Here is an 18,884-nt window from a genome sequence, read left to right as displayed (position 1 = left end):
GCCATGTACGCCGTCGAAGTCCGCGACCACATCATGATCGCCCACAGCCTGAAGGGAGACGTGTTCGGGCCCGCCCAGGCGCTGCATGGCGCGACCTTCGTGGTCGACGTCGCGTTCTTCCGGGAAGAGCTCGACCCCGACAACATCGTCGTCGACATCGGGCGCGCCACCGAAGCGCTGAAGGCTGCGCTCGCGCCGCTGAACTACCGGAACCTCGACGAGGCCGAGGAGCTGGCCGGCCAGGTGACCACAACGGAATTCCTGTGCCGCCACATCTTCGACCGCATGGCGGAAGCCGCCCGGACAGGCGCTCTGGGCGCGCACGCGGCGGGCCTGTCCCGGATCCGGGTCACGCTCGAGGAGTCCCATATCGCCCGCGCCTGGTTCGAAGGCCCTGTCGGTGGGTGAATTCATCCTGGCCGCGCCCGGCGACCTCGCGACGCCGACGGGCGGCTATCTCTACGACGCCCGCATTCTGCGCGAGCTCAAGGCGCGCGGGCACGCGGCGCGCGCGCTGGCGCTGCCGGATGATTTTCCGCGACCGACCGAAGCCTCGCTCGCACGGAGCCTCGATCTGCTGGCCGCCGCTCCGCGCGGCGCCACGCTGGTGATCGACGGCCTCGCCTTCGCGGAGTTGCCCGCCGAGAGACTTCGGAGCCTGGGCCGACCGCTCGTCGCGCTGGTGCATCATCCGCTGGCGCTCGAGACCGGCCTCGCGCCCGCCGAAACGGAGCGGCTCGAGGCGAGCGAACGCGAGGCGCTCGCGCAGGCCGCGGCCGTCGTGTGCACGAGCGCCGCGACCCGGCGCACGCTGGTCGCGCGCTACGGGGTCCCGGAAGAGCGCGTGCATGTCGCCGAGCCTGGCGTCGACCCGGCTCCGCGCGCGGCGGGCAGCCGCGGCGGCGCGCCTGTGGTGCTCAGCGTCGGCGCCCTGATCCCGCGAAAGAACCACGAGACCCTTGCCCGCGCGCTCGCCCTGCTGGGCGATCTCGCCTGGCGCTGGAGACTCGTCGGAAGCCCGGATCGGGATCCGGCCTGCGCGCGGCGTCTTTCCGGGCTCATCCGCGAACTCGGACTGGACGAGCGGGTCGAACTTCTCGGCGCCGTCGCGCCGGCCGAGCTCGAGGCCGCCTACGCGAGCGCCGATCTCTTCGCCCTCCCCTCGCGCCACGAGGGCTATGGGATGGCCTATGCGGAAGCTCTTGCGCGCGGGCTGCCGGTGATCGCCGGAGACGCAGGGGCGGCTTCCGAGCTCGTCCCCCGCGACGCGGGCGCGCGGGTCGACCCCGACGACGTCCGGGGCGTCGCGGCGGCGCTGCGGCGGCTGATCGAAGATGGCGGCGCGCGCCCGGCGGCCTCCGACGCCGCCTGGTCCTGCGGCCAGACCCTGCCGCGATGGGCGGACGCCGCCACCGTTTTCGAACGCCTGATGGCTGGGGCCCCGCGCGCGGGCAAGGCCGCGTGAGCGGCTTCGATCCCGCCTGGCTCGATCTGCGGGAAGCCGTCGATCACAGATCCCTGGCCGCCGGCCCTCTGGAGCGGCTCGCCGCGAAGTTCGGCGACGCGCCTGTCTCCGTCGTCGATCTTGGCGCGGGCTCCGGATCGGCGTTGCGGAAGCTGGCGCCGCTGCTCGCCACGGTTCAGAGCTGGACCCTGATCGATTCCAGCGCCGCCCTTCTCGACCATGCCCGCAGCCGGCTCCGGGACTGGGCCGACGCCTCGGACGCCGAGGGCGACGCGCTGAAGCTCCGCAAGGACGCGGCGACCATCGAAGTGCGGTTCAGCCGGGCGGACCTCGCCCCGGCCCCCTTGCCGCCGGCGGCGGCCGCCGCCGACCTGATCGTCGCGGTCGCCTTCTTCGACCTCGCGGGAGACGCCTGGCTCACCGCCTTTGCTGAGCGCCTCACGGCGGCCCGGCGCACGCTTTACGCGCCGCTGATCTATGACGGCGCCAAGCGGTTCCAGCCGCCGCACGACCTTGATGAGGCGGCGCTCGCCGCCTTCAACGCGCATCAGCGAAGCGACAAGGGACTGGGGCCGGCGCTCGGGCCCGAAGCGGGAGCGCGCCTTTGCGAGCTGGCCCGCCGGAGCGGCTATGGGGCGCTGGAAGGCCGCAGCCCCTGGCGGCTCGGCCCCGCCGATCGGGCGCTTACGACGGCGCTCGTGCGCGGAATGGCCTCCGCGGCCAGCGAGACGGCGGAGGCGCCGGACGGTCTGGCGGCCTGGCTCGCCTTCCGGGAGGCTTCCGCCGCCGGCGGCGGAGAGGTCGGACATGTCGATCTGCTGCTCGAGCCGCCCGGAACCGCGCGCTAGGTCATCCGGGCCAGCACGGCGTCGCGTCGGACGAAGCGGTGAAACAGCACCGCGCCGATATGCACGCAGATCAACGCCGTCACGGTGATCCCGAGCGCGGCGTGCCAGCCGAGAAGAGTCTTCGCGAGCTCCTTGTTCTCGGCCACCAGGTCCGGGAGCGTGAACAGTCCATAGACGCTCACCGGCGCGCCGAAGGCGTTCGAGCCAGCCCAGCCGAGCCACGGCATCGTCAGCAGGATGGCGTAGAACGCGTAGTGGTTGGCGGAGGCCAAGGCCTGCTGCCAGCGCGGCATGTCCGGCTCCGGCGGGGGCGGCGGGCAGGCCAGCCGCCAGCCGAGGCGCACGATCATCAGCACCAGGACGACGAAGCCCGTCGACTTGTGCATCAGATAGGCGAAGTCCTGAACGGGTCCCTGCGGCAGCAGATCGAGCGAGAAACCGACAGGGATCAGCCCCAGCACCAGGGCTGCGATCACCCAGTGCAGGACCTTAGCCGTCCGCGAATAATCGCCCCGGGCTGGCGTCGCGCTCATCGCGTCCTCCGTCGCATCGGGCGCCCGCGGAAGCGCGCATGTCACAGTCGAACAGCACGTCGCCGTCCGCGAGCGGGTGAACGATCGTGACCGGTCGCGCCGCGCGGTCAAGGTCGCAGATCGGAGGAAGGCTCAGGCCCGGCTGGCCGGAGCCGACGATCAGGGGCGCCACCACGACGTGCAGGCGGTCCAGCGCGCCGCCCGACATGAAAGCCGAGACGGTGGCCGCCCCGCCTTCGATCAGCAGGCGACGCAATCCCCGCCGCGCGAGCGCCGCGACGATGTCGGCGGGCGCGATGAGGCCGCCGCGCGATCTCAGATGCACGGTCTCGACGCCGGGCTCGGCGCAATGCGGCGCGCCCTCGGCGCGGATGACGATCCGCCTCACGCCGTCGTCGCGCAGCGCGCGCGGCCGCGGCGGCATCCGTCCGCGCGGGTCTATGACGACCCGGGCCGGGGACGGCCCCTCCACGCGGCGGACCGTCAGCTGGCAATCGTCCGCGCAGACCGTGCCGACGCCGACCAGCACGGCGTCCGCCAGGGCGCGCAGCCGGTGCAGATGGTCGAGGCCGCAAGGTCCGTTGATGAGCGCGGAGCCGCCGCCGATCGTCGCGATCCGTCCGTCCAGCGACTGGCCGAGCTGCGCGAGCACGAGGGTCTCGGGTCTCGCGACCGGCAGCATCATCCGGCACAGCGGATGGTTTTCGAGCGACGCAGGGACGACCGCGCCCTGCCGGACGGCTCTGACCGCGCCCCAGGCGGCGGCGTCATCGGGCGGCAGCGGAACCGCTCCGCCGGACGGACTGACCATGCGTCTTCTCGCTCGATCGGGGCGAAGCCTAAGGAGCTGCCCCGCACGAGATAGCGGAGCCGCGGCCCGCCGCCAGTGTGCCCCGCATCCACGAAGACGAGGATTGAGAAACCCGCGACGGTCTGCGCCGTTGACGTGATCGTGGCCGCCATGATCCGTGCGGCGGGAATGGGGCGTGGAGGACATATGAGCGACGCGGACAAGCAGGCCGGATCTCTGGACGCGCTTTTCGAGGGCTATCGGCGGTTTCGCCATGAGGCCTGGCCGGAACTGCAGCGCCGGTACGAGAGCCTTGCGCATGGCCAGGCGCCGAAGGTGATGGTGATCGGCTGCTCGGACAGCCGGGTCGATCCGCAGCAGATTCTCGGCGCCGCTCCGGGCGAGCTGTTCGTGCTCCGCAACGTCGCCGCCCTGGTGCCTCCCTACGCGCCCGACCAGGCGCATCACGGCGCCAGCGCCGCGATCGAATTCGCCGTCCGCGTCCTTGGGGTGCGCCGGATCGTCGTGCTCGCGCACGCCGGCTGCGGCGGCGTGAAGGCGCTGTTCGACGGCGCCCCGCCCGAGGTGTCGGACTTCGTGGTGAGCTGGATGGGGATCGCCGAGCGGGCCAGGTCCGAGGTCGATCCCGCGCTCGAGGGCGAGGAGCGCAGCCGCGCCGGCGAGCAGGCCTGCGTGGGCGTGACGATGGAGAACCTGATGAGCTTCCCCTGGATCCGCGAGCGGGTCGAGCAGGGCGAGCTCGAGATCACGGGCATGCATTTCGGCGTGGCGACGGGCTGTCTCCGCTGTAGAGACGACCGCGGCTTCTGGGCCGACGTGCCGGCGAACTGACGAACTCTGGAGAGGAAATGCCGATGACCGACCTGACTTTCCGCACGGGCGAAGCGACCGTGCTGGCCGTGGAAGGCCAAGCGACGGACGCCATGCCGGAGATCGTGATCGGGACGGTCGACGGCCCGGTCGGGACCGCCTTCGCCTCGATGCTCGGCCAGTCGGTCGGCCATACGCGCATGTTCGTGGTGCGCGACCTCAACCAGACCGTGAAGCCCGCGACCATCATGACCAGCAAGGTCACGATCCAGAGCGCCGAATATGTCGATCTGCTGGGCGGCGTGGTTCAGGCGGCCCTCGGCGACGCCGTTCTCGACAGCGTGATCGAAGGGGTCATCGCCAAGGATCTCTGCGACAAGATCTGCATCATCATGACGGTGTGGCTCGACCCCCGCTGCGCCGAGGACCCGAACGTCGACAAGAAGGACCTCTACCGCACGAACTATGAGGCGACGAAGCTCGCCATCAAGCGCGCCATGACGGGCGAGCCGACGATCGATGAGCTGATCGCCAACCGCAAGACGGTGAAGCACTACGCGCTGGACGGCGTGATCGACTACTGAGCCGGCGCAGGTGGTAAGCTGGAATTAACGGTCCCGGGCGCCCTGTTCGCGCCATGCGGATGGAGCTCTCGTACAGCTTGCCCCGCTGGCGCTTCACGCGCTGGCTGACGGACGCCGGCCCGGATGTCTCGGAAGACATCAGGCGCGCCCTCGTCGCGAGCCTGTTCGGGACGCTGCCCATTTTCGCGGGCGGCGTCCTGAACAGCCTGCTGGTGTCCGGCCTTCTGGCGCTTCGCCTCCAGAGCGCGCCGTTCATCATCTGGTTCCTGTCCGAGCTGCTGATCTGCGGCGCGCGGCTCGTCGTGCTGCTGAGCGCCTTCAGGCTTAGCAAGGAAGGCCGCGACACCCCGACCGATCTCTACCTCTGCCTCGGCATCCTGTGGGCGGCGAGCGTCGGCTACGGTGCCTTCATGTCCCTGCTCAGCGGCGACTGGGTCGCGGCCACCATCGCCTGCATGTCCGCCGGCGCCATGATCGGCGGCATCGCGTTCCGCAATTTCGGAGCGCCCCGGCTCGCGGCGCTGATGATCGCCCTCAGCCTCGGCCCCACCGTGTTGGCGGCGCCGTTATCCGGCGAGCCGATCATGCTGCTGACGGTGATCCAGATCCCGTTCTACCTCGTCAGCATGCGGCTTGCCGCATACAGGCTCAACGCGCTGATGGTCGCCACCATGCAGGCGGAGCGCGAGAACGACCGGCTCGCCCGCCACGATCCGCTGACCGGGCTCTCCAATCGAGCCGGCCTGCTGCGAGAGATGGAGAAGCGCGGCGAACGTCGCGCCGCCCTGCTCTACCTCGATCTCGACGGCTTCAAGAGCGTGAACGACGGGCATGGCCACGCGGCCGGAGACGAGCTGCTGAAGGCTGCGGCCGATCGCCTGCGCGGCCTGCTCCGGGCCGGCGACGTCGCCGCGCGCATCGGCGGCGACGAATTCGTCATCATCGCCCTCGGGGTCGACCGCAGGCAGGCGCCGGCCTTCGGGGAACGTCTCATCCGGGAGCTCGGCGCGCCCTACGAGATCCAGAGCGGCCTTCTGGTCAGCGTCGGCGTCAGCGTCGGCGTGGCGCTCGCGCCTGACCACGGCGAGGACGTCTCGGAGCTGCTCGACACCGCCGACGAGGCGCTCTACCGGGCCAAGACGGCCGGCAAGTCACAGTGCATCGTCGCCACGGCTGCGGTGCGATGGGGCGCCGGCCGGCGTCCCGCGCCCTCAGCCGGGCGGGCCAACGGCATCGTCAGCTAGAACGACACTTTCGGCGCAGCCTGGTTCTCCGGGGCCGTCTCGAAGGTCGCCATCGGCTTCGCCTCAGGATAGAGCCAGCCCGCGATCCAGCGACCCGGGATCGTGCGAAGCTCCGTGTTGTAGGCCTGGACCGCCTGGATGTAGTCGCGGCGCGCGACCGCGATGCGGTTCTCGGTGCCTTCGAGCTGCGACTGCAGGGCCAGGAAGTTCTGGTTGGACTTCAGGTCCGGATAGTTCTCCGACACCGCCAGCAGCCGTCCCAGCGCGCCCGAGAGCTGCGCCTGGGCTTCCTGGAAGCGCTTCACGGCCTCCGGGTCCGACAGTTTGCTGGCGTCGATGTTGACCTGCGTCGCCTTCGCCCGGGCCTCCACCACCTCGGTGAGCACCTTCTCCTCCTGGCGCGCGAAACCCTTCACGGTCTCCACCAGGTTGGGGATCAGATCGGCGCGGCGCTGATACTGGTTCTGGACGTCGCTCCAGCGCGCCTTGGCCTGTTCCTCGAGGGTCGGCACGTTGTTGACGCCGCAGCCGGCGAGCGACAGCGCGAGACCGGTGAGCGTAAGCGCCGCGAACATGCGGATGGCGGGCGCGGTGAGCGAGAGCCTCATGGCGTCGTCCTTTCTGGGCCCGAAGACGGGCGGGAGCGGCGTTCGCGAAGGTCCGCCTTCGGGCCTGATTGTCAAGCCGCCAGGACGGAGCAGCGGACCTGCGTCTCGAAGCGCTCCAAAATCCGCCGCAGACGTTTGCAACTCATAGGGTTGTTCACTTATATCACCCCCCATGAGCGGCCGCGGATCGGGACTTTTTGCGCTGACGTCGGAGGCCTTCGCGGGCCGCTCCGACCACGTGCGCCTGCCGTCCCGCTTCCACGCGCGTCTGTCGGCGATCACGAGCCGACTCGGGAGCTGACGTCCTGCGCCGCCGGCGCAGCCCCACTCCTCTCCACGCTCCAACGACCTAGAGGCGCTCAATGTCCGCCGCCCCCAAGACCCTGTACGACAAGATTTTCGACGACCATGTCGTCGACCGTCAGCCTGACGGCTCCGTGCTGCTCTACATCGACCGTCACCTCGTGCATGAGGTGACGAGCCCGCAGGCGTTCGAAGGGCTGCGCGCCACCGGCCGCAAGGTCCGCGCACCGCACAAGACGCTCGCCGTCGTCGACCATAACGTGCCGACGTCGAACCGCTCGCTTCCGAACCCTGATCCGGAAAGCGCCGCGCAGATCGCCGCGCTGGCCGAGAACACCCGCGAGTTCGGCGTCCAGTATTACGACGCCTTCGACAAGCGGCAGGGCATCGTGCACGTCGTCGGCCCCGAGCAGGGTTTCACCCTCCCGGGCACGACGATCGTCTGCGGCGACAGCCACACCTCGACCCACGGCGCGTTCGGCGCTCTCGCGCATGGCATCGGGACGTCCGAGGTCGAGCATGTGCTCGCGACCCAGACGCTGATCCAGACGAAGGCGAAGAACATGCGCATCGTCGTCGACGGCAAGTTGCCGGAGGGCGTCGGCGCGAAGGACGTGATCCTCGCGATCATCGGCGAGATCGGCACCGCGGGCGGCACCGGCCACGTCATGGAATACGCCGGCGAGGTCATCGAGAACCTGTCGATGGAAGGCCGCATGACGATCTGCAACATGTCCATCGAGGGCGGCGCCCGCGCGGGCATGATCGCGCCGGACGAGAAGGCCTACGCCTTCCTCAAGGACCGGCCGATGGCGCCCAAGGGCGAAGCCTGGGACGCGGCGCGCCGCTACTGGGACACGCTGAGGACCGACGACGGCGCGCATTTCGACCGCATCGTCCGGCTCGACGGGGCGAACCTGCCGCCGATCGTCTCCTGGGGCACCAGCCCGCAGGACGTGGTCGCAGTCACGGGCGTCGTTCCGGACCCGGACGCGGCGGCCGACGAGGGCAAGCGCGCCGCGATCCAGCGGGCGCTGGCCTATATGGGCCTGACCCCGGGCGCGAAGATCACCGACATCGCGATCGATCGCGTGTTCATCGGCTCCTGCACCAACGGGCGGATCGAGGATCTGCGGCAGGCGGCCAAGATGATCGAGGGCAAGACCGTCAACGGCAACGTCAACGCCATGGTCGTCCCTGGCTCCGGGCTCGTGAAGGAGCAGGCGGAGGCCGAAGGCCTCGACCGGATCTTCAAGGCCGCCGGCTTCGACTGGCGCGAGCCCGGCTGCTCGATGTGCCTCGCGATGAACCCGGACAAGCTGGCGCCGGAAGAGCGCTGCGCCTCGACCTCGAACCGCAATTTCGAGGGCCGTCAGGGGTTCCGGGGCCGTACGCATCTGGTCTCCCCCGCGATGGCGGCGGCGGCGGCTGTCGCCGGCCGTTTCGTCGACATCCGCGAGTGGCGGTGACCCTCTGAAACTCGGGAGCCTCGTCTTCGGGGCTCCCGACGGATTGCGGCGCACAGCATGTCCCTGCGCATCATCCCCCGGCTCCAGGCGAGCGACGCGCCCCGTCTGGCGCCTCTGATCGCGGCTTATTCGGGAGCTCTCCTCGCAAGCCAGCCCGGCGCTCCTGACGAAGCCTACGCGGCGAAGCTGATCGCCGAGCCGATGGTGGGTATCGCTGGCGCCGAGCTAGACGGCGCGCTGGTCGGCTTCGCGCTCTATTACGACCTGCCCGAGGCGATCTCTGGCAGGCGCGCCGGTCAGCTGGACGACCTGTTCGTCGACGCCGCCTGCCGCGGAAAGGGCGTCGCCCAGGCCCTGGTCGCCTGCCTTGTCGAGGAGGGCGCGGCGCGAGATTGGGTCCACCTGCGGTGGATGGTCCCTGAGGCGAACCCGGCGGCCGCGCTCTACGACCGCATCGCCGAGCGGGCGCCGTGGCGGAACTATGTGATCAGGATCGACCGCTCCGTCGCCTGGTGAGGCTCACCAGCTCCGGCACACCTCCACGGGTCGATCGCCGCGCCTGCCGCGCTCCCAAGCGAGCCGGCAAATCAGTGACGGCCTCATCTCGTAGTGCAGCCAGGGCGTGGTCCGCACGTCGAGCCGGAAGTTGACCGGCCTGACCAGCGCGCGTTCTTCGGTCACGATCGTCCGCGACCGGAGGACTCGCTCGCCATAGGAGCGCTCATAGGGGAGATCCGCCGCAAACGCCGACGACGCCCCGCCGATCGCGAGCGCCGCCGCCAGTCCCGCCTGCCACCGCTTCATCGTCATTCCTCCGAACCGGGCGATCTCGCCGACCGGTTCGGAGTTAGCGCGCGGCGCGGACCTGAGAAGTGGCTGTTCGCCTCACCACCGCTCGCGGCAGGTTTCGATGCGCCGGCTATGCGGGCCGAACCGGCCCCACTCCCGCACATAGGTGACGCGGCAGACGCGTCGCGCCGGGCGCGGGGCGTAGTAGACGCGCGCCGGACGCGCGTAATAGACCGGCGGCCGATGGTGGTAACGCGGCCCGTCATACTCGATGTAGACGCCGGCCGCCGCGGGCGCGGCCGCGAAGCCAGCCGAAAGAATGGCGGCCGAGAACGCCAGTGCGAGAGCTTTCATCGCAGTTCCCCTCAACGAGATGCGCGCTCTCCAGACGGGAGCGCACGTCCGGCGGAGGCTCCGGCCCCGCAAGAGGCTCAGCCCGCCGCCTGATCTTCATCCTTGAAGAGGTTGATGGCGAAAAATCGACTTATAATGGGCTTCTGAATACTGGACCAGCCTTAATAGTTTACGGGTGATCTACGCCAGACGAAAAAAAGCCCGGCGCCTGCAAGCGCCGGGCTCTTTGTCGATCAGGCTCGGCTCGCGTCAGCGAACGTAGATGCCGATGCCCGGACGCGGCGGAGCCGGACGGTAGTACGGGCGCGGCCCCGGACGATAACGGCGCTCCACGACGCGATCGCGGCGCCAGCTGCGGTTGGCCCGGTCGCACTCGCGGCTCGTGACGGTGCGCTTGACGCCGTTGCGCCAGACCGTCTTGCGGACCGTGCGGCAGGCGACGTCGCTGACCGCGGCCGGCGCGGCGATGGTGGCGTGCGTGGCGATCGGCGCAGCGCTCGCGGGAGCGGCGGCGAAAGCGCCGAGGCCCAGGGCCAGCGCGGCGGCGGAGAGAAGAGCAGTCCTCATCAACGTCTCCTTGTCCCTCGGGTCGGAGCCCAAAAACGCCGACCTCAGGCTTGATCTATGGCTTGGCAGGGATGAACTCGCCGTTACGGCGGCGTTCACGTGACGTTCATTGGCAAAGCACTGGGCGCGCCTGCATGTAAGGTCGACCCCCGGGCCGCGCGCGGAGGCACGACTTGTCGCGATAACGCGACGGGATAGGATTGAGTTCCATACCGGCCTCCACGACGGCGCAGGGCACAACACTTGGATTGGACTGACCTTCCGGCTCCCGATCTGGCCGATATCGAGCGCCTCGCAGAGGAGGGTTTCGCCCGGCTTCCGGAGGCGTTCAGGGCCCTTGCGGCGACGGCGGTGATCCGCGTCGACGATTTTCCCACCGAGGAGGTTCTGGCCGAGCTCGGCGCGGAGAGCGAGTTCGACCTTCTCGGCCTGTTCACCGGCGTCGGCCTCGCGCATGCGGAAGCCGTTCCCCGCACCGGGCAGATGCCGAACGTCATCCACCTCTACCGGCGGCCGATCCTCGACTATTGGGCCGAGCACGAAGAGAAGCTCGGGGCGATCGTCACGCATGTCCTGGTCCATGAGATCGGCCATCACTTCGGCCTGTCGGACGAGGACATGGAGGCGATCGAGGCCGCCGCGACCGCGGAGCCTTGATCGCCCGACCGCGCGACGCCACCTTCAGGCGACCGCCGAGGAGACCCGACATGGCCGCCGACAGCGCCTCTTCCGACGAGGCCCGCGTAAAGCGTGACTTCTGGCCGACGGTGAAGCGCGTCGCGCGCAGCATCCCGTTCGCCGAGGACGCGGTCGCGGCCTATTACTGCGCCTTCGACCGCGAGACGCCGACCCACGTGCGGGCGACGCTGATCGGCGCCCTCGCCTATTTTGTGCTGCCGCTCGACGCGCTGCCGGACTTCGTGCCCCTGATGGGGTTCGCGGACGACGCCAGCGTGCTCGCCGCGACGCTGGCGCTGGTCCGGACCCATCTCAACGACCGCCACCGCGACGCGGCGCGGCGCACGCTCGCGGACAAGGAATTCGGCTGAGCGAGGCCCCGCCTCCGTCCGACGATCGGCTCATTGCGGCGCCGCACACGTCCGCTAAAGACTGTGCGGGGCGCGGCCAGAGCTGACGCCTCCCTGTGCGAGGCGGAGCGCGAGATGCCCGACAAACCCTGGCTGTTCCGGACCTATGCCGGCCATTCCTCGCCGGTCGAGTCGAACAAGCTCTACAAGTCGAACCTGGCCAAGGGTCAGACCGGTCTGTCGGTCGCCTTCGATCTCCCGACGCAGACCGGCTACGATCCCGACCACGTGCTGTCGCGCGGGGAGGTCGGCAAGGTCGGCGTTCCGGTCTCGCATCTCGGCGACATGCGCACCCTGTTCGACGGCATTCCGCTCGAGCAGATGAACACCTCGATGACCATCAACGCGACCGCGGCCTGGCTGCTGTCGCTCTACGTCGCGCAGGCCGAGGAGCAGGGGGCGGACCGCTCGTCGCTGCAGGGCACCACCCAGAACGACATCATCAAGGAGTATCTGTCGCGCGGGACCTACGTGTTCCCGCCCGCGCCGTCGCTCCGGCTGATCCGCGACGTCATCCTCTTCACCACGAAGGAGATGCCGAAGTGGAACCCGATGAACGTCTGCTCCTACCACCTGCAGGAGGCGGGAGCGACGCCGGTTCAGGAGCTCGCCTACGCGCTCGCGACCGCGATCGCCGTCCTTGACGAGGTGAAGGCCACCAACCCGAGCGAGGAGGCGTTCGGGCAGACCGTGCAGCGCATCTCGTTCTTCGTGAACGCGGGGATGAAGTTCATCACCGAGATCGCCAAGATGAGGGCCTTCGTCGACCTGTGGGACGAGATCACCCGCGACCGTTACGGCGTCACCGACGCCAAGTCCCGCCGCTTCCGCTACGGCGTGCAGGTGAACTCGCTGGGCCTCACCGAGCAGCAGCCCGAGAACAACGTCTATCGCATCCTGATCCAGACGCTCGCCGTCACCCTCTCGAAGGACGCGCGCGCGCGGGCCGTGCAGCTCCCGGCCTGGAACGAGGCGCTCGGCCTGCCCCGGCCATGGGACCAGCAGTGGTCGCTGCGCGCGCAGCAGATCCTCGCCTACGAGACCGACATCCTCGAATACGAGGACATCTTCACCGGCTCCAAGGTGATGGACGCCAAGGTCGAGCAGCTGAAGGAGGAGGCGCGCGCGGAGCTCGCCCGCATCGACGACATGGGCGGCGCGATCGCGGCCGTCCAGGCGGGCTACATGAAGGGCCGCCTCGTCGAGTCCAACGCGCGCCGCCTCGCGGCCATCGAGTCCGGCGATCAGATCGTGGTGGGCGTGAACAAGTTCCAGTCGACCGAGCCCTCTCCGCTCTCCACCGGCTCCGACTCGATCCAGGTGGTTCCCGAGCATGTCGGCACAGAGGCGATCGAGCGGCTGAAGGCCTGGAAGGCCCAGCGCGACGAGGCCGCGGTCGCGAAGGCGCTCGCCGAGCTGGCGGCCGCCGCCCGCGAGGACCGCAACGTCATGGAGCCCTCGATCGCCGCCGCCAAGGCCGGCGTCACCACCGGCGAGTGGGGCGCGACCCTGCGCGAGATCTTCGGCGAGTACCGGGCGCCGACCGGCGTCGGCCGCGCCGCCCGCGAGTCCAGCGGCGGCGGCGAGATCGTGGAGGTGCGCAAGGCGGTCGAGGCCGCCTCGCTCGCGCTCGGCAGGCGGCTGAAGCTGCTCGTCGGCAAGCCCGGCCTCGACGGCCATTCGAACGGCGCCGAGCAGATCGCCGTGCGGGCGCGCGATTGCGGGTTCGAGGTCGTTTATGAGGGGATCCGGCTGACGCCCGCGGAGATCGTGAACGCGGCGCTCGAGGAGGGCGTCCACGTCGTCGGGCTTTCGATCCTCTCCGGCTCCCACCTTCCCCTCGTCCGGGAGGTCATGGAGCGCATGCGCCGCAACGGCCTCGACGACGTGCCGGTGATCGTCGGCGGGATCATTCCTCCGGAGGACGAGCGGGAGCTGAAGGCGATGGGCGTCGCCGCGGTCTACACGCCGAAGAACTTCGACCTGACCGCGATCATGGCCGACATCGTCAGAATCGCAGAAGGCGCCGGCGAAAAGGCGGCCTGAACCCGCCGACCCAGGCTGGCTAGCCCGCCTGGCGGCGCTCCGGCTCGATCGCGATCGCCCGCCAGAGCTCGGCCACCGAGATCGGCTTGGTGACGACGGCGTCCGCGCCGGCCGCGAGGAAGGCCCTGATCTCGCTGTCGAAGGCCCGCGCGGTGACGCCGATGATCCGCACCTTCGCCGCCGGCCCCCGCAGGGCCCGGATCGCCCTCGCGGCCGCGAGACCGTCGAGCCGCGGCATGGCGGCGTCCATCAGGACGATGTCGTAGGCCTGGCCGGCTGCCGCCTCGACGGCCGCGGCGCCGTCCTCGACGATGTCGTGCAGATGGCCGAAATGGTCGAGCAGCGTGCCGATGACGCGCTGGTTCACCGCGTTGTCCTCCGCCACCAGGATCCGCAGCGGCCGGCTGGCGTGAGGCTCCGGCTCGGCCGCTTCGAGACGCACGACCGCGGCCACCTCGGCTCCTCCCGAGGACCGGTCGTTGGCTTCGGCGTGGCCGCCCATCCGGTGCGCGAGCTCCGAAACGAGCGCCAGTCCAAGGCCGGCCGCGCCCGGGGCCGCCGCGCCCTGCGCATAGGGCTCGAACAGTCTTTCGGGCGAGCCTCCCAGGCCGGGACCGGTGTCGCGCACGGCGAGCTTCAGCGTCACCGAGCGGGCGTCGCCGCCGACGCGCTCGATCGCGAACTCGACCGATCCGCGATCCGTGACCCTGAGCGCATTGTCGGCGAGGTTCTCCACGATCTGCCTGAGCGCGCCCTCCTCGGCCGTCACCCGGTCCGGAACGCCCGGCCCGCGCAGCGCGCGAAACACGAGGCCCTTCGCGGTCGCCCTCGCGGCGAGCGGCGGCGCGACCCGGCTCAGGAAGGCGTCGATCTCCACCGGCGCAGGCTTCGGCTGCTCCGGCGCGCCGAGAAGCGTGGTTGCGACGCCGAGCAGGTGCTCGGCCGCCGTCTTCAGCGCCGCGGCGTGCCCGCGCGCGGCCTCCGTCAGATCCTCCGCCAGCAGCAGGTCCGCCAGCGCCAGAATGCCCCCCAGCGGCGTCCTGATCTCATGCGCCGCGACCGCGATGCGGTGCGTCGCGTCGACGGCCGGAGCAGCGTCGGCGAGGCTCGCGGTCGCACTCATGCGGCGGCTCCTGAGACGGTGGCGGGGACGGAAGGTTCGACCGCGACAGTGGCTTACAGGGCTTTAACGATGGGCTAAGCCGACCGCGTAAAACAGCGTTGTGCACGCGTGATCCCCAGCTTCGCGACAAGCCCATGCGGCGGGTCCGCGTTGACCTGCGCGCCCGCAGTCCCTAGGGGTCGAACTCCCGCCCGCGCAGCCTCCGGCTCCATTCCGGCATGTCAGAACTCGTCGCCATCGTGCTCCCGACGTTCGGGCTCATCGGCCTCGGCTATCTTGTCGGGCGGCTGGGCCTGCTCGGCGACCGGGCCGGCGACGGCCTGTCGGACTATGTGTTCCTGATCGCAATCCCCTCGCTCATTTTCCGCACCCTTGCGGAAGGCCAATCGCCCGCCGCCAATCCATGGGGCTACTGGATCGCCTATTTCGGCGGGGTGGCGGTGGTCTGGATGATATCGATGGCGATCGCCATCAAGGGGTTGGGACGCGACAGGCGCGAGGCCGCGGTCCACGGGTTCGCGGCCGCCCAGTCCAACACCGTCCTGGTCGGCGTGCCGCTGATCCTCAACGTCTACGGAGAAGCCGGCGCGACGCCGCTGTTCCTGCTGCTGGCGGTCCACCTGCCGATCATGATGACCGCGGCGGCGCTGCTCATCGAGACCGCTGGCCCGCGCGGTTCCTCAGGCGCCATGGCGAAGCGGCTCGCGCGGACGATCGTCACTCACCCGATCATCCTGGCGCTCGTCGCCGGCCTTGTCGCCCAGCGCCAGGGTTATGTTCCGGCCGGCGCCTTCGGATCCGTGATCGGCCAGCTCGCCGCGACCGCCAGCCCGTGCGCCCTGATCGCCATGGGGCTGGCGCTGAAGCGCTTCGGCTTCCTGAGCGACCTCAAGGCCGTCTGGTCGATCTCGGCGCTCAAGCTCGTGCTGCACCCGCTGCTGGTGTGGGCGCTCGCGTTCCACGTTCTGGACGTCCCCCCGGTCTGGGCCGGGGTCGCGGTCCTGTTCGCCGCCATGCCGTGCGGCATCAACGCCTATCTGATCGCGGCGCGCTATCAGGTGGGCGAGACCACGGCCTCGGCGGCCATCGCGGTGTCGACGGCGATCTCGGTGCTGTCGGTCTCGGTCTGGCTGCTCGTGCTCGGCGTGGCCTAGCTCAGGCGCCGCGAGGCTTGGCCCGGCTGGTCGGCGCCGCCGCCGCCGGATCTTCCGGCCAGACGTGCTTGGGATATCGCCCGCGCATCTCGGCGCGGACCTCCTTCCAGGATCCGGCCCAGAAGCCCGGCAGGTCGCGGGTCACCTGTATCGGCCGATGGGCAGGCGACAGCAGGCGCAGCATGAGCGGGACCCGCCCCCCGGCGATCGCGGGATGTCGCTGAAGGCCGAACAGCTCCTGCACGCGGACGTCGAGCGCTGGCCCCTCCTCCGCATCGTAGTCGATCGGGAGACGGGAGCCGGACGGCGCGTCGAAATGGCTCGGCGCTTCAGCATCGAGGCGTCGGCGAAGGTCGTACGGCACGAGCGCCTCGATCGCGTTCATGACCGTCTCGGCGGGGATCTCCCGCAGCGCCGCGGCGTCTCCGAGGAACGGCGCGAGCCAGTCCCCGACGGATGCGGAGAGCGCAGCGTCCGAAAGATCGGGCCAGCCGGCCTGCGGCTGCGACCGCCGCAGGAACTCGACGCGGGCGACGAGCGCGCGCGCGCCGCGGCTCCAGGGCAGCCGCTGCAGCCCGGCCGCCGCGACGCCCTCCGCAAGCGCCGCGGCCGTCGCGGGCCCGGGCGGCGGCGCGAACGGCCGCTCCGAAAGCGTGAGGGCGCCGAGCCTGCGCCGGGCGCGTCCGCGCACCGCGGCCGCCTGCGGATCGAAGGCGATGTCCTCACGCTCCTCGATCCGATCGGCTGCCGCCTCCAGCAGGTCGGGCTCCGTCAGCGGCGCCGCGAGCAGGATCCGGCCTTCCTGCGCGACGCCGGTGACGTCGAGGGCGACCAGGTATGGCTCGCGCGAAAGCGGCGAAGCCGGATCGACCGCCGCGCCGCGGCCATTCGCGAGCAGGAAGGCCCCGGGGCGGCCGCCGCGGGCCTTCGCGATCCGGTCCGGAAAGGCGCGCGCGATCACCAGCCCGGCGCGGGCGACCTCGACCGCCTGTTCGTCGCCGGCGCCGACCGAGGAGAGCCAGCCGGCCGCGAGCCGCCGGGCGCCCTCGGCCCGCGGCCCGCGCTCCCGGGCGAAACGCTCGAGCCGCTCGGTCACGTCCGGGCTGTCGCCGCCAAGGCCGCGTTCGACGGCCAGGAGGGCGATGAGCGAGGCGAGCTTGCCATCCCCCACAGGCGCCGCGTCGACCAGCATGGCGGCGAGGCGCGGCGGCAGGGCGATCTCCCGCAGCCGCCGGCCGCGCTCCGTGATCCGGCCGTCGTCGTCGAGGGCGCGGAGCGCGCGCAGGGTCGCTCGGCCTTCCGCGACCGCGGCGGCCGGCGGCGCGTCCAGGAAGGCGAGCTTGCCGGGATCGGTGACGCCCCAGGCGGCAAGATCGAGCAGAAAGCCCGTCAGATCGCTCGCGAGGATTTCCGGCCGGGCGAACGGGTCCAGGCTCGCGGTCGCGGCCTCCTCCCACAGCCGGTAGCACACGCCCGGCTCGGTCCGGCCGGCGCGGCCCCGCCGCTGATCGGCTGCGGCGCGCGAGACCCGCACCGTCTCGAGCCGCGTCAGTCCGAGGCCCGGCTCGTGCCGCGGCTCGCGCGAAAGGCCTGAGTCGATGACGATGCGAACGCCTTCGATGGTGAGCGAGGTCTCGGCGATCGAGGTCGCGAGCGCCACCTTGCGCCGTCCGGCGGAGGCTGGAGCGATGGCGCGGTCCTGCGCGTTCGGGTCGAGCCCGCCATGCAGCTCGGCGATCTCCACCTCCGGCCCGAGATCGGCGAGCCGCTCGGCCGTGCGCCGGATCTCGGCCCGCCCCGGCAGGAACGCCAGGACGCCGCCGCGCTCCTCGCCGAGCGCGCGGCGAACGGCCGCCGCCATGGCGTCCTCGACCCGGACCCGCGCCGGGCGCGGCAGGTGACGCGTCTCGACCGGATAGGAGCGGCCGAGGCTTTCAATCGTCTCCGCGCGCCCGAGCAGGCGGGCCACGCGCGCGCCGTCGAGCGTAGCGGACATCACCAGCAACCGGAGATCCGGCCGCAGCCCCTCCTTTGCGTCGCGCGCGAGGGCGAGGCCGAGATCCGCGTCGAGCGACCGCTCGTGGAACTCGTCGAACAGCACGGCCGCGACCCCGGCGAGCTCCGGATCGGCGATGATCCGGCGCGCGAACACGCCCTCGGTGACCACCTCGATTCGCGTCTTCGGTCCCACCTTGGAGCCGAGCCTGACGCGCAGCCCGACGGTCTCGCCCACGCGCTCGCCGAGGGTGCGCGCCATGCGCTCGGCCGCCGCGCGCGCCGCGATCCGGCGCGGCTCGAGCAGCAGGATGCGGCCATCTCCGCGCCAGGGCGCGTCGAGCAGCGCCAGCGGGACCCGCGTGGTCTTGCCCGCGCCGGGCGGCGCGACCAGCACCGCGTCGCCGCGCTCGAGCGCCGCCATCAGACGCGGCAAAGCCTCGTCGATCGGCAGAGAATCGGCCCCGGACTCAGCCATCGCGGCTTCTAGCTGTTGCTCGCGGCCGCATCGCTCCGCTACAGAGGCGCACGACCGCCAAATGAGGACGTCCATGCGTATCGAAGCCATTCCGATCGGCGCCAACCCTCCGAAGGACGTGAACGTCATCGTCGAGGTGCCGATCGGCGGCGAGCCCATCAAGTACGAGCTCGACAAGGCCGCAGGGACGCTGTTCGTCGACCGCTTCCTCTACACCTCCATGCGCTATCCGGGGAATTACGGCTTCATTCCCCACACGCTGTCCGAAGACGGCGATCCCATCGACGTGCTCGTCGCCAACACGCGCGCGATCGCGCCCGGCGCGGTGATGAGCTGCCGTCCGGTGGGCGTCTTCAAGATGGAGGACGAGAAGGGCCTCGACGAGAAGATCATCGCGGTGCCGTCGGCCCACCTCACGCGGCGCTACGAGCAGATCACCAGCTACGATCAGCTGCCCGGCATCACGCTCGACCAGATCACGCACTTCTTCGAGCACTACAAAGACCTCGAAGGCGACAAGTGGGTGAAGGCGCTGGGCTGGGGCGGCGTCGACGAGGCCGAGCGCATGATCATCGAAGCGATCGAGCGCGCGAAAGCCGCCAAGGCGGACTAAGG

General features: G+C 70.6%; 21 protein-coding genes. 13 read left to right on the top strand and 8 right to left on the bottom strand.

Annotated elements, in window-relative coordinates; translation table 11 throughout:
- Nucleotides 1-3 precede the first annotated feature (3 nt).
- The 3 genes from GGR24_RS12745 to GGR24_RS12735 are packed head-to-tail and all read left to right on the top strand — an operon-like array spanning nt 4 to nt 2,313.
- Nucleotides 4-408, top strand: a complete 405-nt coding sequence (locus GGR24_RS12745; RefSeq protein WP_183395759.1) for a 6-pyruvoyl trahydropterin synthase family protein — start codon at nt 4-6, stop codon at nt 406-408.
- Entirely contained in the window at nt 401-1,465 is a 1,065-nt protein-coding gene (locus GGR24_RS12740) for a glycosyltransferase (protein WP_183395758.1), read from the top strand. Before GGR24_RS12745 ends, GGR24_RS12740 begins: the two co-directional genes overlap by 8 nt.
- Nucleotides 1,462-2,313, top strand: a complete 852-nt coding sequence (locus tag GGR24_RS12735; RefSeq protein WP_183395757.1) for a methyltransferase domain-containing protein — start codon at nt 1,462-1,464, stop codon at nt 2,311-2,313. The genes GGR24_RS12740 and GGR24_RS12735 overlap by 4 nt, the downstream gene beginning before the upstream one ends.
- Here the strand turns inward: GGR24_RS12735 and GGR24_RS12730 are convergent.
- Nucleotides 2,310-2,846 (bottom strand): cytochrome b, encoded by a 537-nt coding sequence (locus GGR24_RS12730; RefSeq protein ID WP_183395756.1) that lies wholly within the window; start codon nt 2,844-2,846, stop codon nt 2,310-2,312. The genes GGR24_RS12735 and GGR24_RS12730 overlap by 4 nt on opposite strands.
- Nucleotides 2,803-3,657: a RibD family protein gene (locus GGR24_RS12725; RefSeq protein ID WP_183395755.1), complete on the bottom strand. Its 855-nt coding sequence runs from the start codon at nt 3,655-3,657 to the stop codon at nt 2,803-2,805. Before GGR24_RS12725 ends, GGR24_RS12730 begins: the two co-directional genes overlap by 44 nt.
- Before the next feature lie 186 nt (nt 3,658-3,843).
- Between GGR24_RS12725 and GGR24_RS12720 the strand changes: the two genes are divergently transcribed.
- The 3 genes from GGR24_RS12720 to GGR24_RS12710 all read left to right on the top strand — a co-directional run bounded on the left by GGR24_RS12720 (nt 3,844) and on the right by GGR24_RS12710 (nt 6,295).
- Nucleotides 3,844-4,488 (top strand): carbonic anhydrase, encoded by a 645-nt coding sequence (locus tag GGR24_RS12720; RefSeq protein WP_183395754.1) that lies wholly within the window; start codon nt 3,844-3,846, stop codon nt 4,486-4,488.
- A 23-nt stretch (nt 4,489-4,511) separates the two neighbouring features.
- Nucleotides 4,512-5,051: a formaldehyde-activating enzyme gene (fae, locus tag GGR24_RS12715; RefSeq protein ID WP_183395753.1), complete on the top strand. Its 540-nt coding sequence runs from the start codon at nt 4,512-4,514 to the stop codon at nt 5,049-5,051.
- Nucleotides 5,052-5,128: 77 nt separating this feature from the next.
- Nucleotides 5,129-6,295 (top strand): GGDEF domain-containing protein, encoded by a 1,167-nt coding sequence (locus GGR24_RS12710; protein ID WP_246398409.1) that lies wholly within the window; start codon nt 5,129-5,131, stop codon nt 6,293-6,295.
- On the opposite strand, the gene GGR24_RS12705 is transcribed toward GGR24_RS12710, so the two are convergent.
- Nucleotides 6,292-6,903, bottom strand: a complete 612-nt coding sequence (locus GGR24_RS12705) for a LemA family protein (RefSeq protein WP_183395751.1) — start codon at nt 6,901-6,903, stop codon at nt 6,292-6,294. The two genes, GGR24_RS12710 and GGR24_RS12705, sit on opposite strands and share 4 nt — an antisense overlap.
- 362 nt (nt 6,904-7,265) lie before the next feature.
- On the opposite strand from GGR24_RS12705, the gene leuC reads away from it, so the two are divergent.
- Together leuC and GGR24_RS12695 are read left to right on the top strand one after the other, a co-directional pair.
- Entirely contained in the window at nt 7,266-8,675 is a 1,410-nt protein-coding gene (gene leuC, locus GGR24_RS12700) for a 3-isopropylmalate dehydratase large subunit (protein ID WP_183395750.1), read from the top strand.
- 57 nt (nt 8,676-8,732) lie between these two features.
- The gene (locus GGR24_RS12695) at nt 8,733-9,191 is read left to right on the top strand and encodes a GNAT family N-acetyltransferase (RefSeq protein WP_183395749.1); all 459 of its coding nucleotides are present in this window, start codon (nt 8,733-8,735) and stop codon (nt 9,189-9,191) included.
- 3 nt (nt 9,192-9,194) lie between these two features.
- Here GGR24_RS12695 and GGR24_RS12690 read toward each other — a convergent pair whose 3' ends face one another.
- The 3 genes from GGR24_RS12690 to GGR24_RS12680 form a co-directional block, all read right to left on the bottom strand.
- On the bottom strand, nt 9,195-9,479 hold the full coding sequence (locus tag GGR24_RS12690; RefSeq protein WP_183395748.1) for a hypothetical protein: 285 nt from the start codon (nt 9,477-9,479) through the stop codon (nt 9,195-9,197).
- Between the two features lie 81 nt (nt 9,480-9,560).
- Nucleotides 9,561-9,818, bottom strand: a complete 258-nt coding sequence (locus tag GGR24_RS12685; RefSeq protein ID WP_183395747.1) for a hypothetical protein — start codon at nt 9,816-9,818, stop codon at nt 9,561-9,563.
- A gap of 249 nt (nt 9,819-10,067) precedes the next feature.
- Entirely contained in the window at nt 10,068-10,385 is a 318-nt protein-coding gene (locus GGR24_RS12680) for a hypothetical protein (protein ID WP_183395746.1), read from the bottom strand.
- A 243-nt stretch (nt 10,386-10,628) separates the two neighbouring features.
- Here GGR24_RS12680 and GGR24_RS12675 point away from each other — a divergent pair, with 243 nt between their 5' ends.
- The 3 genes from GGR24_RS12675 to GGR24_RS12665 all read left to right on the top strand — a co-directional run bounded on the left by GGR24_RS12675 (nt 10,629) and on the right by GGR24_RS12665 (nt 13,519).
- Nucleotides 10,629-11,042, top strand: coding sequence for a metallopeptidase family protein (locus GGR24_RS12675; protein WP_183395745.1), 414 nt, complete (start codon nt 10,629-10,631; stop codon nt 11,040-11,042).
- A 50-nt stretch (nt 11,043-11,092) separates the two neighbouring features.
- Nucleotides 11,093-11,434 (top strand): YkvA family protein, encoded by a 342-nt coding sequence (locus GGR24_RS12670; RefSeq protein WP_183395744.1) that lies wholly within the window; start codon nt 11,093-11,095, stop codon nt 11,432-11,434.
- 114 nt (nt 11,435-11,548) lie between these two features.
- Nucleotides 11,549-13,519 (top strand): protein meaA, encoded by a 1,971-nt coding sequence (locus GGR24_RS12665; protein WP_183395743.1) that lies wholly within the window; start codon nt 11,549-11,551, stop codon nt 13,517-13,519.
- A 19-nt stretch (nt 13,520-13,538) separates the two neighbouring features.
- Here GGR24_RS12665 and GGR24_RS12660 read toward each other — a convergent pair whose 3' ends face one another.
- A complete protein-coding gene (locus tag GGR24_RS12660; RefSeq protein WP_183395742.1) occupies nt 13,539-14,642 on the bottom strand; it encodes a response regulator in 1,104 nt (367 codons plus the stop codon).
- A gap of 218 nt (nt 14,643-14,860) precedes the next feature.
- Between GGR24_RS12660 and GGR24_RS12655 the strand changes: the two genes are divergently transcribed.
- On the top strand, nt 14,861-15,796 hold the full coding sequence (locus GGR24_RS12655; RefSeq protein ID WP_183395741.1) for an AEC family transporter: 936 nt from the start codon (nt 14,861-14,863) through the stop codon (nt 15,794-15,796).
- Between the two features lies 1 nt (nt 15,797).
- On the opposite strand, the gene hrpB is transcribed toward GGR24_RS12655, so the two are convergent.
- Nucleotides 15,798-18,269 carry an ATP-dependent helicase HrpB gene (hrpB, locus tag GGR24_RS12650; RefSeq protein ID WP_183395740.1) on the bottom strand — a complete coding sequence of 824 codons (2,472 nt, stop codon included), beginning with the start codon at nt 18,267-18,269 and terminating at the stop codon, nt 15,798-15,800.
- A gap of 73 nt (nt 18,270-18,342) precedes the next feature.
- On the opposite strand from hrpB, the gene ppa reads away from it, so the two are divergent.
- Complete coding sequence (ppa, locus tag GGR24_RS12645) at nt 18,343-18,882, top strand: inorganic diphosphatase (RefSeq protein ID WP_183395739.1); 540 nt, start codon at nt 18,343-18,345, stop codon at nt 18,880-18,882.
- Nucleotides 18,883-18,884: the final 2 nt, after the last annotated feature.

This window comes from Hansschlegelia beijingensis (genome assembly GCF_014196425.1).
GTDB lineage: Bacteria > Pseudomonadota > Alphaproteobacteria > Rhizobiales > Methylopilaceae > Methylopila > Methylopila beijingensis.
The sequence above is the reverse complement of the archived record's forward strand: the minus strand, read 5'-3'. Positions and strand labels throughout refer to the sequence as shown.